The organism is Pseudobutyrivibrio sp. UC1225, assembly GCF_900115215.1.
Lineage (GTDB): Bacteria > Bacillota > Clostridia > Lachnospirales > Lachnospiraceae > Pseudobutyrivibrio.
Map to the genome: position 1 here is coordinate 364,577 of NZ_FOVQ01000002.1, position 13,940 is coordinate 378,516.

A 13,940-nucleotide genomic window follows, 5' to 3' on the forward strand; every position below is an offset into this window, starting at 1 on the left:
ATTTTTTATTAGTAGCGCAACCGGGGGTTGCGCTATTTTTGCGTTTAAGATAGTAGAATTTGCACGAAATATCGTGGGAACTATGCGGTTTGGAAAACAGCCTTTGCTAAAATAAAAATAGATGACAAATAAATAACAGGAGGTAAGGGAGTAAAACTATGGGAAGATTGAAAAAAGGGTTTTTTGCAAAGCATGCAAGTGTAGGGCTTGCAGCAGCAACTGTCTTGTGCCAGGTTGGTGTGGCTATTCCTGCAAAAGCGGAGGAAGAGAAAAGCTGGAAGGAAACCAGCCTTATTGAAAATGGTGATTTTGAAACAGGTGATTTATCGGGATGGACTGTTGAAATGCCAGAAGATGATGGAGACAGTGCAGGCTGTAAAATCAAAGTTGATCAGTGGGCAAGCAACAACAAAACAAACATTTTCAATTACTGGAACAACAATGAAGATGCAGCTGAGCTTGAGCTTTCACAGACAGTTGATGCAGTTCCAGCAGGTACCTACAAGCTTTCTTTTGAAGCAGATGGTGCTGAGAGCGAAGCAGGTGTCTCAGTATCTATTAATGGTGAGAGTGTTTCAATTAAGACCACCGGCTGGGATAGCTGGTCCACTTTTACAACAGAAGAGTTTACTTTGGAAGAAGAGGAGGATTTAACTGTTGCTCTAAGTGGAGATGTAGCTGCAGGTTATTGGGGAGATGTTGATAACTTCGTACTCTATTCCTTAAAGGAATCATCAGATGACGACGAAAAGGATGATGATAATAAAGATGAGGAAGAGGATAACAAGATAGAAGCTGATATTAACGTAGAGAAGGTACCAGGCTGTGATGCAAACTTTATCACAGGTGTCGATGTGAGCTCATATCTTTCTGAGAAAAACAGTGGTGTTAAATTCTACGATTTCGATGGAAATGAGCTTAGTAATCAAGGGTTCTTTGAGTTTTTAAAGGATTGCGGAGTTAACTACGTCAGACTCAGAGTATGGAACGACCCAACAGATGAAAATGGTAATGGCTATGGCGGTGGAAACTGCGATATCGATTCAGCGGTAAAAATGGGAAGATGGATTTCTAATGCTGGAATGAAGGTACTCATTGATTTCCATTACTCTGATTTTTGGGCTGACCCTGGAAAACAGACTGCACCAAAGGCGTGGGCTGGAATGACTGTAGAGGAGAAGGCAAAGGCTTGCCAAAAATTCACATCAGAAAGTCTACAGAAGCTTTTAGATGCAGGTGTTGATGTAGGAATGGTTCAGATTGGTAATGAGACCAATAATGGTGTGGCAGGAGAAAAGTCATGGGCTAATATGGCTAAAATCTTTTCTGCAGGAAGTAAAGTTGTTAGAACTGTAGCAGAGAAGAATGATAAGGATATCTTAGTAGCCGTTCATTTTACAAACCCAGAGACAAGCGGCAGATATGAAGGCTATGCAGCTAATCTTGAGAAATATGAAGTAGATTATGATGTTTTCGCATCTTCATACTATCCATATTGGCATGGAACACTTACAAATCTGAAAAATGTTCTATCTAATATAGCAGATAAATACAATAAGAAAGTAATGGTTGCAGAAACTTCTTATGTACATACCTTAGAGGATGGCGATGGTCATACCAATACTGAATATGAGGGAAAAAGCGGAGATGCTTTAAATTATGACATCTCAGTTCAGGGACAGGCAGATTCTGTTCGCAGTGTCATTAGCACTGTAGCTTCAATTGATAATGGTATTGGTGTTTTCTATTGGGAGCCAGCATGGATTCCAGTAAATGTATATGACAAGGATGCTGATAATGCAGAGGAAGTCCTTGCTTCAAATAAGGAAGCATGGGAGAAATATGGTTCAGGCTGGGCATCATCTTATTCCGGAAAATACGATAAGGATGCCAGCGACTGGTTTGGTGGTTCTGCAGTAGATAACGAAGCATGGTTTGATTTCGAGGGACACGCCCTTCCATCAGCTAAGATTTACAGTTATGTAAGAACAGGTGCATCTGCGCCATTATCGGTTTTACGAATTGATGTTGAGGATGTTACCTTCGAGCTTGGAGATGAAGTAAAGCTTCCAGAGAATGCCAAGGTAGTATATAACGATGGTTCTGAAATAGAAGAAGCCATTACTTGGGATACTGAAGCCCTTACAGCAGCAGTAAATAGCGGAGCAGGTGAATATACAATTAAAGGAACAGTAACAGTCCTTGATAAAGAGGAAGAAGTTGCCTGCAAGCTTACAATCAATCCTAGAAATCTTCTTGCTAACCCAGGTTTTGAGGATGGCAACACAGTATGGACCATTAAGGATGATGGAAATACTGATGGAAAAAACGGCGTAGCAATTCAGGCTGATTCATCTAATGTCAGAACTGGAACAATGAGTTTGAAGTTCTGGGATAATGAAAGCATCGATTACACAGTCGAGCAGGAGGTTACCTTAGATAAAGGTATCTATAAGCTTGGTGCTTATGTAGAAGGTGGAGACTGCGGAGATGATGCAGACTTTAAGCTTTATGCTAAGGTTGGAGAGGATAGCTTTGAGACTCCAACAGGTGTAACAGGATGGCAGAATTGGGCTAATCCACAGGTAGAGGAAATAAAGGTTAATGCAGATGGCACTACAGTAAAAGTCGGTGTTTCAGTAAAGGCTGTAGCTGGTGGCTGGGGCGCATGGGATGATTTCTATCTTTATCGCACAGGAGATGTTATTGAGGAAGTTGAACCAGGAAAGGATGATGACAATGGCGAGGTAGATAATCCTGGAGAGAATAATGAGCCAACTCCTACAGTTACACCAACTCCTGAGGATAAACCTAAGGAGGACGAAAAGGTTGATCCAGCTAAAGAGGCGCAGGTTGTAATTGAACAGGTTGTAAAATGTGTTAAGAAGGTAGTAGAGGTAATAAAGCCAGTAATCAAGCCTATAATAAAGGCTGTGACAAACATCTTTAAGAAGATTTTTGGCTGGTGGTAAAAGTATTATTGGGGGCTTCCAGTGATGGAGTCCCCTTTTTGGTAAAGTTTACAGAAAATTAACTATTTATACATAAATTTGTCGTATAATTCTCTTGTAGTGTGCAGTGGGGCTGCTTTTCAGTAAAGGAGAGGGAACATGGCAAAGAAACCAAAAACTAAGAGTGCCAAGACTCAGTCAGGCATTAATCCTAAGGATAGTGTAAAGACCAAACTTATAGTTATTATGGCTTTACTTGTGGCAGTTCCTTTGATTGTCGCCATCTTTATTAGTTATTTGTCATCATCTAATAAGGCAAAAAACGATGCTTTGGAATTGCTTGAGACAACATCTAAGTATGTTGAAAAGGAATATGAACAGATTATAAGAGAAAATGTTGATTCTCTACAGATGTTCGCCACATCTCCTAGTACTATGAATTTTATGGAATATTATGGAACTGATGGAACCAATAATCCAGATTCTGTAATTCAGGCACATATGGCTAAGATTAATACGATAATTGATGATGGAAATACTAGTGTTGTATTAACTTTAGCTTCTGGTCAGCAGATTCTTAGAACTGATGGTGGTGACTGTGTTAATATAGCTGATCGTGAATTTTTCCAAAGAGCAATATCTACAGGAAAGCCTGCAGTTTCAGGTGTAATAGTTAGTAAATCTTCAGGAGCAAGAGTAGCCATTATAGCTGTACCTATTTTTAGTGAGAGTGGCGAGGTTATTGGTGAGTGCCAGAGGAGTATAGATTTATCAGTTCTTCATGAGTTTTTGGCAGCCAATATAAGTGACGGTTATATTGTCGATCAAAACGGTATCATGGCGGCTCATGCTCAGTTTGATATTGGCCCTGATGAAGAGTATGATATGAGCTCTGGCGAGTTTGTAACATCTTCTGAATCAAGTGGTTTGTTTGAACAGGCTTTCAGTGGTGTTAATACCTACAATGCATGGGTAAAAGAGCCTATAACAGGATATTCAGTGATAATCGCCCAGCAGGAAAAGGAGATTACGTCTTCAGCTAATAAGGCTGCAATATCTGTAGTGATTATAGGTGTAATCCTGCTGATAATAGCAATTATTATTTCCCTTGTTATGGCAACAAGTTTTACAAATCCAATCCTTGCTGTTACAAATACAATTACTGAATTGGCAGATGGTCGATTTAAGAAAATAGATGGATATTCAAACCGTAAAGACGAATTTGGTGAGATTGTCCGTAGCACCAATTCCGTTATTGATAAATTAGGTGCTATTGTTTCTGCTATTAAGCATTCAGCTGCTACAGTTACAACCTCTTCAGAAGATTTGGCAGATATGGCAAATCAGATTGCTTCTACCACAGATACAGTAGCAACAGCAGTTCAGGAGATTGCTACTGGAGCTGTACAGCAGGCTGAGGAGATTCAGGAAGCTGCTGAGAATGTTGGTAAGATTACAGATGCTGTAACAGGAGTACAAAGCTCTACAGAAAATATGGAAAGCCTTGCAGGCAAGATGAAGGAGGCTTCACAGACCTCAAGTAAGTCACTTCTTAATCTTCAGGATTCAAGTAGTGACATGACAGAAAAGATTGAAGAAATTGCAAGAACAATTTCTGCTACAAAGGATGCTGTTACAAGTATCAATGAAAGCGTAGAAGGTATTTCAGGAATTGCTTCTCAGACAAACCTTCTTTCACTTAATGCTAGTATTGAGGCAGCCCGTGCTGGTGAAGCTGGTAAGGGCTTCGCAGTCGTTGCTGAGGAAATCAGAAAGCTTGCAGATGATTCTGACAGCATGGCTCAGGATATCAGAACACAGATGGATATTCTTTTGAAGCAGTCTGAGGCAGCCGTAGCAGCAGCTAATCTTGTAAAGCAGGGTAATCTGGAGCAGCAGGAAGCTATTGGTGGAACCCTTGAATCTGTTAATGGTATGCTTGAGGATATCAATGGTACTGTTGATGGGGTTAAGGAGATTGCAGGTGGAGCAGAAACCTGTGTATCTTCTAATGACATCGTATCTGATGCAATGTCATCTCTTTCAGCTATTTCAGAAGAGAACGCTGCATCTTCAGAGACGACAGGTGCATCTGTTCAGGAGCTTTCAGCTACAGTTTCGAGTCTTGCAAATTCTGCTGATGACTTGAAGGAGATTGCTGTTAAGCTTAGCGAAGAGATTTCCTTCTTTAAGGATGATACAGAGTAAATAAATTACGAAAAATGAGGTAGCTAGGGCAAAATGCCCTAGCTATTTTTTGTTATAAATCTAATTGATAACGAACTATAAATTTTCCCGATTATTAAACCTATTGACGCAGTAGGTAAATAGGTTTAACATACCAACATGTAAAGGATATGAGGCACAAAACAATGGGAGAGAGGAGGCCAGCATGAAAAGTGTACTTTGTTTTGGGGATTCAAACACATACGGATTAAAGCCAGATGGCAGTGGACGATATGAGAAGAATGAAAGATGGACAGGTATTCTTTCACAGATGCTTGATTATAACGAATACGAAGTGATTGAGGAAGGACTTGTTGGTCGAACCACAGTGTTTGAGGACAGCACAAGAATTGGTCGCAACGGTTCAAAACTTCTTCCGGTTTTACTAGAGAGTCACGGTCCTGTTGATACAGTAGTGTTGATGCTTGGCACAAATGATTGTAAGACAGTTTATAACGCATCACCTGCTCTTATTGCCAGAGGCACAGAAATCCTTCTTAAACAGATAAAGGCTAATAATAGAAATGCAAAAATCCTGTTATTGTCTCCAATTTTCCTGGGGGAACAGGTTTGGAAACAGGAGTTTGACCCAGAATTTGATGAGAAATCAGTGGTTACTTCTAAAGAACTTAAGGCAGTATTTGCAAAGTTGGCAGAGGAATTTGATTGTATGTTTTTGGCAGCATCTGATGTGGCGAAGCCTTCAGAAACGGATCAGGAGCATATGGACGTAGAAAGTCACAGGTTCCTTGCAGAAGCTGTTTATAAAAAATTGATAGCAGCATAAAAATCAAAATAAAAAATGAAAAGAGGAAGATTGAAATGAAAAAGAATTTTGTAAAAAGATTAACAGGTGGACTTTTAGTAGCAGGACTTGTAGGAGCTGCACTTACTGGTTGCGGCTCTAGCGCATCAACAAATGAGGTGGCAGCAACAGGCGAGGATACAGTAGAGGCTGACTCAAACGCAGGCTTTAGAACCTTAGATGAAATTAAGGAAAGTGGAACAATTAACATCGGTGTTTTTTCAGATAAGAGCCCATTTGGTTTTGTGGATGAGAATGGCGAGTATGCTGGATATGATGTTTACTTTGCAGAGCGTATCGGCAAGGACCTTGGTGTAGAAATCAATTACGTATCTACAGAGGCAGCAAACAGAATTGAGTACCTTCAGACAGGAAAGGTAGATATCATCCTTGCAAACTTCACAGTTACAGAAGAGAGAGCACAGGAGGTTGATTTTGCACTTCCATATATGAACGTAGCCCTTGGTGTAGTTTCACCTGATTCAGCAGTAGTGGAAAGCCTTGATGACCTTGGAGCAGATGATCAGATTATCGTAATTTCTGGTACAACTGCTGAGACCTATCTTACAAAGAATTATCCAGATATCAAGCTTCAGAAGTACGATGCTTACGCAGAGGCAAAGACAGCCTTTGAAAATGGCAACGGCGTAGCATGGGCAAATGACAACACAGAGGTTATCGCCTTCTCACTTGAGAACGAGGGCTATACAGTAGGTATCCCATCACTTGGTGATCAGGATACAATCGCACCAGCTGTAACAAAGGGTAATGAGACACTTCTTAATTGGCTCAATGAGGAGATTGAATCACTTGGTTCAGAGAACTTCTTCCACGCTGATTATGAGGCAACTCTTCTTGATACATACGGTGCTGATTATGAAGACACACTTGTTTTAGAGGGTGGCAAGTAAAAAAATCGTAATTACGATATGAAAGGAACAGTTAACCTGAAGTAATGGATAAGGATATTCTTATTGAATATCTCCCACTATATAAGGATGCACTTATATTAACACTTAAAATTGGATGGCAGGGCATAATACTAGCTTTCGTGATAGGACTAATCGGCTCTGCCATCTTACATTTTAAGGTGAAGGTGCTCAAAACAATTGTGGGAGTATATATTGAAATTTTCAGAAACACACCACTTTTGGTGCAGCTATTTTTTATTTATTTTGCTTTGCCAAAGGTGGGCATACAAGTTACAGCAGAAGCCTGCGGTGTACTTGGACTTGGTCTCTTAGGCGGAGCCTACATGATTGAGACTTTTAGAAGTGGAGTGGAGGCAATACCTGTAATTCAGACTGAGAGTGCAGCAAGCCTTGGAATGAGTAAGCTTCAGATTTTGTGGCATGTAATATTGCCACAGGCTATTACTATAAGTATTCCTGGACTTCTTGCAAACGTAATATTCTTATTAAAGGAGACCTCAGTATTCTCCACAATCAGTCTTATGGACCTGATGTTTACAGCAAAGGATCTGATTGGAATGTATGCAAAAACAATAGAATGCCTTTTCCTTTTGGTGGTGTTCTATCTGATAATGCTTCTTCCTATATCTATCATAGGGGCAGTAGTAGAAAGGAGGATGCGTTATGGCCAGTTTGGGGATTGATGTTTTATTTAAAGGAACCAATTTCCTTAGACTTCTTCAGGGACTTTGGGTATCAATAGAAATCAGTTTGATTTCAGTAGTTCTTAGCATCCTGCTTGGATTATTAGTAGGTGTTTTGATGACAGTAAATAACAAGGTATTACATGCAATTCTTAAGGTCTATCTTGAGACAGTAAGAATCATGCCTCAGATGGTACTTTTATTTATTGTTTACTTTGGAACCACAAGAGTTTTTGGCTGGGATATGTCGGCTGAGACATCAGCTATATTCGTATTTACGTTTTGGGGAACAGCAGAGATGGGAGATTTGGTTAGAGGTTCAATAAAAAGTATTCCAGCTATCCAATTTGAATCTGCATGGGCTCTTGGAATGGATAAGGTACAGACATATTTTTACATTATTCTTCCGCAGACAGTCAGACGTCTGATTCCACTTTCAATTAATCTTATTACAAGAATGATTAAGACCACATCACTAGTTATGATGATTGGTATTGTAGAGGTTTTGAAGGTGGCTCAGCAGATTATTGAGGCAAATAGAAAGACTTCACCTAATGCAGCATTTGGAGTCTTCCTGGTGGTGTTTTTACTATATTTCATAGTGTGCTGGCCTATAAGCAGGCTTGCCACTTACTTGGAAAAAAGGTGGGCATAGATGAGTGAATTATTAAAGGTTACACATTTACATAAGGAATTCGGACCGAATGTAGTTTTAAAGGACATTAATTTGTCGGTAAAAAAGGGAGAGGTAGTTGTTATCATTGGTCCTTCCGGTTGCGGCAAAAGTACATTCCTTCGATGTTTGAACGGATTGGAGGAGATTCAGAGCGGAGTAATCACAGTAGATGGACTTCCTGTAGAAGCAGGCAAGCGCGATATTACAAAGCTTCGACAGAAGATTGGAATGGTGTTCCAGTCCTACGAGCTTTTCCCTCATATGACTGTTTTGGAAAACATTATCTTAGCGCCAACTAAGGTGCAAAAGCGTACAAGGGAGGATGCTACAAGAGAAGCCTTAGAGCTTTTAGACAAGGTAGGTCTTGTAGATAAAAAGGATTATTATCCACGTCAGCTTTCAGGAGGACAGAAGCAGAGAGTGGCAATCGTAAGAGCGCTTCTTATGCATCCAGAGGTGATTTTATTTGATGAGGTCACAGCAGCCCTTGATCCGGAAATGGTTCACGAGGTGTTAGAGACAATGATTGCACTTGCAAAAAGCGGTTCGACAATGTTGATTGTCACTCATGAAATGGCGTTTGCCAAGGCGGTGGCAGACAGAATTATCTTCTTAGACAAGGGAGATATTGTTGAAGAGACAAGTGATGTGATAGATTTCTTTATCCAGCCTAAGACGGAGAGAGCTCAGAAATTCCTGAAGACGTTTGCATATGAATAAGCTCCAGCTATAAATTATATTGATAACCAGCTATTATTTTTATCTATTTCACATATTTAAGAAAACAGTGGTATAGTTAAGTCATCTTTTAGGAAAGGAGCAAGACATATGAAAAAGCTTATGAGACATACAATGATGTACATGTGCATGCGTCGAATGCTTATCTCCCAGGCAGCTAATGATGGTTCTGGTGCGATGGCTTTATGTCTTGCGCCTGTTACGGAGTAAATCACTGAGAGTTGATTGAACCATTGCCTGGGAGTCAAAAACCTGGCAATGGTTTTTTTATTGCCATTTTAGATATGAGGAGAGATAGAAATGCACGAGATAGAAATTAAAAATCTTTCAAAAAGCTTCGTAGACAAAGATACAAAGGTAGATGCCTTAAGAGACATCAACATCACAGTTGATAAGGGTGATATCTTTGGAATCATAGGAATGTCTGGAGCAGGAAAAAGTACTTTGATTCGATGTATAAACTATTTGGAGAAGCCTACAAGTGGTCAGGTTATCGTGGAAGGAAAAGAGCTGGGACAGCTTAATGAAAAGGAGCTTAGAGAACAGCGCCAGGATATCGCCATGATATTCCAGCACTTCAATTTACTTCAGCAGAAGAACGTTATTGATAACATCATTTTTCCACTTGTTCTTCAGGGAGTTAAGAAGAAGGAAGCCAGAGAAAAAGCCTTTGAATTACTTTCAAAGGTAGGACTTGAGGATAAGGCAAAGTCTTATCCATCGCAGCTTTCAGGTGGACAACAGCAGAGAGTTGCTATCGCAAGAGCCCTTGCAGCAGATCCAAAGATTCTTCTTTGTGACGAGGCAACAAGCGCACTTGACCCACAGACAACAGCATCGATTCTTACACTTCTTAAGGAGATTAATAAGGAATACGGAATTACGATAGTTCTTATTACGCATCAGATGTCAGTAGTAAAGGCTATTTGTAATAAGGTGGCAGTCCTTGAAGAGGGACAGCTCATTGAAAGCGGAAGACTTGAGGATGTCAATCTTCCAGAGGACAAGTTTTTTTGGCTGAATAAAGAAAATGAGCTGAAGAATAAAGAGTTCGAGAAAGCTGGCATTAAGGAGGTAAGAAACTATGTGGGATAGCACAACAATTAACATGATATTAGAGGGAATTGTTGGAACAGTATACATGAGTATAGTTTCTACATTCTTTGGATATATATTGGGACTTCCAATGGGAGTACTACTTACAATTTCAGACAAGAATGGCTTAAAGCCAAATCCAGTGCTTTATAAGATTTTAGATGCGATTTCAAACGTTGTACGATCTGTACCATTTTTAATTCTTCTCATTCTGTTAATACCATTTACAAGACTTGTAGTTGGAAAGTCTTACGGCACCACAGCTACAATCGTTCCACTTGTAATCAGTGCAGCACCATACATTGCAAGAATGGTGGAGTCTTCACTTAAGGAAGTGGATGAGGGTGTTATTGAAGCAGCAAAGGCAATGGGAGCTTCAAACACTCAGATAGTTTTTAAGGTTTTATTAGTAGAGGCCAGAACCTCACTTATCACCAACGCGACAATAGCCCTTGGTACTGTCCTTGGATATTCAGCAATGGCAGGCACCATAGGCGGTGGCGGACTTGGCGACATCGCAATCCGCTACGGATACTATCGATATCAGGCAGATATCATGATTGTTACAGTTATCTTGCTTATTGCATTGTTCCAGATTTTCCAGAACACTGGAATGTTTATAGCAAGAAAGCTTAACCATAAAATTTAAATGAAACAGGACACAATTAACATTACACAATAAAGGAGAAAGAACTATGAAAAAGAAATTATTGGCAGGACTTTTAACAACAACATTTGCAGTAGCAGCACTTACAGGCTGCGGTAGCGCAAACAAAGAGGAGACAGCTGCAGAGCCAGCAGAGGCTACAACAGAAGAAGCTGCAGATAAAGCAACTGGTGAGCTTACAACAATCAAGGTAGCTGCATCAGCTACACCTCATTCAGAGATTTTAGAGTTTGCAGCTCCACTTCTTGAGGAGAAGGGATACAAGCTTGATGTTACAGTATTTGATGATTATGTACAGCCAAACCTTGTAGTAGAGTCTGGTGAGTTTGATGCAAACTATTTCCAGCATGTACCTTATCTTGACAGCTTCAACGAGGAGCAGGGAACACATCTCGTAGATGCAGGCGATATTCACTATGAGCCATTTGGAATTTACCCAGGTACAAAGGCATCTCTCGATGATGTTGCTGATGGTGATGTAATCGCTATCCCAAATGATACAACAAACGAGGCTAGAGCACTTCTTCTTCTTCAGGACAACGGACTTCTTACACTTAAGGAAGGTGCAGGTCTTACAGCTACAATCAACGACATTACAGAGAATCCTAAGAACATCGAGTTCCAGGAGCTTGAGGCAGCTCAGGTTGCACGTGTAAAGGATGAGGTTGCATACGTAGTTCTTAACGGTAACTATGCTCTTGAGGCAGGCTTCTCAGTAGCTAAGGATTCTATCGCATATGAGGCTTCTGATTCAGAGGCGGCAAAGACATACGTTAATATCATTGCAGTTGCTGAGGGCAACGAGAACAATGACGGAATTAAGGCTTTAGTAGAAGTTCTTAAGTCTGATGACGTTCAGAAGTTTATTAACGATACATACGATGGAGCAGTAGTTCCATTCTAATGTGAATAACGACATTTTTAATTAATCCTCCGAGGGTCAGCTTAGCTGGCCCTTTTTTCATCTATTTATAGAGGATTCGTTTGACAATTGTGAAAATTTATGGTATTTAACTGAATTTTCATATTTCTGCCCTATAATTCACTTAGTCATCAATAGTAACCTGTTGATTTTGTATGAGGAGTGTACTATGGGAAAGAAAAAAGAAAAGCCAACAAATCCAGCAAAGTCTGGTATAGCTGCCAAAGATAGTATTAAGACTAAGCTTATACTTATCATGGCTTTACTTGTAGCTGTTCCATTACTTATTTCTATAGCGATTAGCTATAGTAATTCAAGAACTAAGGATAAAAATGATGCTTTAGAATTATTGAATATGACCGCAAGAATGGTAGAGACAGAGTTTGCAGAAATTGTTGTGCAAAATACTGCAGCTCTTCAAACTTTTGCCACTGCACCTAGTACGATAAATTACCTTGAAAATTATCATACTGAGAATCAGCCAGTGCCAGATGATGTAATGCTTGCCCATATGGATGCCATCAATGAGTTTATCAATGATGGTAATACCAGTATGATTTTTACTCAGCTCAATGGTGATCAGATGCTGAGAACTGATAGAAAAGAGCTTGCAAATATTTCTGATAGAGAATATTTCCAGGAGGCTGTTTCAACTGGAAAGCCTGCAATCTCTAATGTTCAGGTAAGTAAGAAGGCTGGAAACCGTATCATGATTATCTGTGTTCCCGTATATAACGAGGCAAAAACTCAGGTTATAGGTACTATTCAGCGAAGCTATGATTTGAATAGATTACATGAATTCCTTGCAGAGAATATCTCTGATGGTTTTATTGCTGATCGTGCTGGTATGATGGTAGCTCATGCTCAGTTCGAAATTAGTCCAGAGGAAGAATACGATTTAAGTTCTTTTGGATTTGTAGGTTCTAGTGAAAGTAGTGGTGTTATTGAATCAGAATTTGACTCAGGGCTTACATATATGTCTTGGGCAAAAGAGCCAATGACAGGATACGTTGTAGCGGCCTCAAAGACTCATTCAGATATTATGGCATCAGCTAATAGATCAGCAATGACAACTGTATTTGTAGGACTTATATTGCTTGTAATATCTATCGTTATCTCACTTATTATTGCAACAAGCTTTACAAGACCTATTCTTGCTGTTACAGCATCTATCACTCAGTTGGCAGACGGTCGTTTCAAAAAGATTGATGGCCATGAAAAGCGTAAGGATGAATTTGGCGAAATAGTTCGTAGTACAAACTCCGTTATTGATAGATTAGGCGATATAGTAAATTCAATTAAACATTCAGCAGCTACTGTTACAACATCTTCTGAGGATTTGGCAGATATGGCAAATCAGATTGCTGCCACAACAGACACTGTTGCAAATGCCGTTCAGGAAATTGCTACAGGTGCTGTTCAGCAGGCTGAGGAAATTCAGGAAGCAGCAGAAAATGTTGGTAAGATTACAGATGCTGTAGCTGGCGTACAGAATTCTACCGACAATATGGAAACTCTTGCAGGCAAGATGAAGGATGCTTCACAGGCTTCAAGCAAGTCACTTCTTAATCTCCAGGATTCAAGTAGTGACATGACAGAGAAGATTGAAGAGATTGCTAAAACAATTTCCGCTACAAAAGATGCTGTTACAAGCATTAACGAGAGCGTAGAGGGTATTTCAGGAATCGCTTCTCAGACAAACCTTCTTTCACTTAATGCAAGTATCGAGGCAGCACGTGCCGGCGAGGCTGGTAAGGGATTCGCGGTTGTTGCTGAGGAAATTAGAAAGCTTGCTGATGATTCAGACAGCATGGCTCAGGATATTAGAACTCAGATGGATATCCTTCTGAAGCAGTCTGAGGCAGCCGTTGCAGCAGCTAACCTTGTTAAGCAGGGCAACTTAGAGCAACAGGAAGCTATAGGAGGAACCCTCGAATCTGTTAACGGAATGCTTGAGGATATCAATGGAACTGTTGATGGTGTTAAGGAGATTGCAGGTGGAGCTGAGACTTGCGTATCTTCTAATGACATCGTATCTGATGCAATGTCATCTCTTTCAGCTATTTCAGAAGAGAATGCAGCGTCTTCAGAGACAACAGGTGCTTCTGTTCAAGAGCTTTCAGCAACAGTTTCTACACTTGCAGCTTCTGCAGATGATTTGAAGGATATTGCTGTTAAGCTGAATGAAGAGATTTCATTCTTCAAGGATGATGCGGAAGTATAAGGAAGATAACAAAAAGCTTAG

At 40.1% G+C, this 13,940-nt stretch carries 10 protein-coding genes and 1 pseudogene; all 11 read left to right on the plus strand.

Features of this window, described 5'->3' with window-relative positions; all coding sequences use genetic code 11:
• The first annotated feature begins 158 nt into the window (after nt 1–158).
• The 11 genes and pseudogenes from BMZ41_RS04545 to BMZ41_RS04595 all read left to right on the plus strand — a co-directional run bounded on the left by BMZ41_RS04545 (nt 159) and on the right by BMZ41_RS04595 (nt 13,919).
• A complete protein-coding gene (locus BMZ41_RS04545; RefSeq protein ID WP_090527201.1) occupies nt 159–2,972 on the plus strand; it encodes a glycosyl hydrolase 53 family protein in 2,814 nt (937 codons plus the stop codon).
• A gap of 138 nt (nt 2,973–3,110) precedes the next feature.
• The gene (locus tag BMZ41_RS04550; protein WP_090527204.1) at nt 3,111–5,159 is read left to right on the plus strand and encodes a methyl-accepting chemotaxis protein; all 2,049 of its coding nucleotides are present in this window, start codon (nt 3,111–3,113) and stop codon (nt 5,157–5,159) included.
• Nucleotides 5,160–5,343: 184 nt separating this feature from the next.
• Nucleotides 5,344–5,964 (plus strand): GDSL-type esterase/lipase family protein, encoded by a 621-nt coding sequence (locus BMZ41_RS04555; protein ID WP_090527207.1) that lies wholly within the window; start codon nt 5,344–5,346, stop codon nt 5,962–5,964.
• A 35-nt stretch (nt 5,965–5,999) separates the two neighbouring features.
• Complete coding sequence (locus tag BMZ41_RS04560; RefSeq protein ID WP_090168870.1) at nt 6,000–6,893, plus strand: transporter substrate-binding domain-containing protein; 894 nt, start codon at nt 6,000–6,002, stop codon at nt 6,891–6,893.
• 44 nt (nt 6,894–6,937) lie between these two features.
• Complete coding sequence (locus BMZ41_RS04565) at nt 6,938–7,597, plus strand: amino acid ABC transporter permease (RefSeq protein ID WP_090168868.1); 660 nt, start codon at nt 6,938–6,940, stop codon at nt 7,595–7,597.
• On the plus strand, nt 7,578–8,252 hold the full coding sequence (locus BMZ41_RS04570; RefSeq protein ID WP_090168865.1) for an amino acid ABC transporter permease: 675 nt from the start codon (nt 7,578–7,580) through the stop codon (nt 8,250–8,252). Before BMZ41_RS04565 ends, BMZ41_RS04570 begins: the two co-directional genes overlap by 20 nt.
• Entirely contained in the window at nt 8,253–8,993 is a 741-nt protein-coding gene (locus BMZ41_RS04575; protein WP_090168863.1) for an amino acid ABC transporter ATP-binding protein, read from the plus strand.
• Between the two features lie 318 nt (nt 8,994–9,311).
• Nucleotides 9,312–10,001 (plus strand): annotated as a pseudogene (locus BMZ41_RS04580) (methionine ABC transporter ATP-binding protein); the annotation flags it as partial.
• A 94-nt stretch (nt 10,002–10,095) separates the two neighbouring features.
• Complete coding sequence (locus tag BMZ41_RS04585; protein ID WP_072911362.1) at nt 10,096–10,755, plus strand: methionine ABC transporter permease; 660 nt, start codon at nt 10,096–10,098, stop codon at nt 10,753–10,755.
• Between the two features lie 46 nt (nt 10,756–10,801).
• Nucleotides 10,802–11,677, plus strand: coding sequence for a MetQ/NlpA family ABC transporter substrate-binding protein (locus tag BMZ41_RS04590; protein WP_090168859.1), 876 nt, complete (start codon nt 10,802–10,804; stop codon nt 11,675–11,677).
• A 187-nt stretch (nt 11,678–11,864) separates the two neighbouring features.
• The gene (locus tag BMZ41_RS04595; RefSeq protein ID WP_090527210.1) at nt 11,865–13,919 is read left to right on the plus strand and encodes a methyl-accepting chemotaxis protein; all 2,055 of its coding nucleotides are present in this window, start codon (nt 11,865–11,867) and stop codon (nt 13,917–13,919) included.
• Nucleotides 13,920–13,940: the final 21 nt, after the last annotated feature.

Coding starts and splice junctions, on each gene's coding strand:
- BMZ41_RS04545 (WP_090527201.1), top strand. CDS start 159: ATGGGAAGATTGAAAAAAGGGTTTTTTGCAAAGCATGCAAGTGTAGGG.
- BMZ41_RS04550 (WP_090527204.1), top strand. CDS start 3,111: ATGGCAAAGAAACCAAAAACTAAGAGTGCCAAGACTCAGTCAGGCATT.
- BMZ41_RS04555 (WP_090527207.1), top strand. CDS start 5,344: ATGAAAAGTGTACTTTGTTTTGGGGATTCAAACACATACGGATTAAAG.
- BMZ41_RS04560 (WP_090168870.1), top strand. CDS start 6,000: ATGAAAAAGAATTTTGTAAAAAGATTAACAGGTGGACTTTTAGTAGCA.
- BMZ41_RS04565 (WP_090168868.1), top strand. CDS start 6,938: ATGGATAAGGATATTCTTATTGAATATCTCCCACTATATAAGGATGCA.
- BMZ41_RS04570 (WP_090168865.1), top strand. CDS start 7,578: ATGGCCAGTTTGGGGATTGATGTTTTATTTAAAGGAACCAATTTCCTT.
- BMZ41_RS04575 (WP_090168863.1), top strand. CDS start 8,253: ATGAGTGAATTATTAAAGGTTACACATTTACATAAGGAATTCGGACCG.
- BMZ41_RS04585 (WP_072911362.1), top strand. CDS start 10,096: ATGTGGGATAGCACAACAATTAACATGATATTAGAGGGAATTGTTGGA.
- BMZ41_RS04590 (WP_090168859.1), top strand. CDS start 10,802: ATGAAAAAGAAATTATTGGCAGGACTTTTAACAACAACATTTGCAGTA.
- BMZ41_RS04595 (WP_090527210.1), top strand. CDS start 11,865: ATGGGAAAGAAAAAAGAAAAGCCAACAAATCCAGCAAAGTCTGGTATA.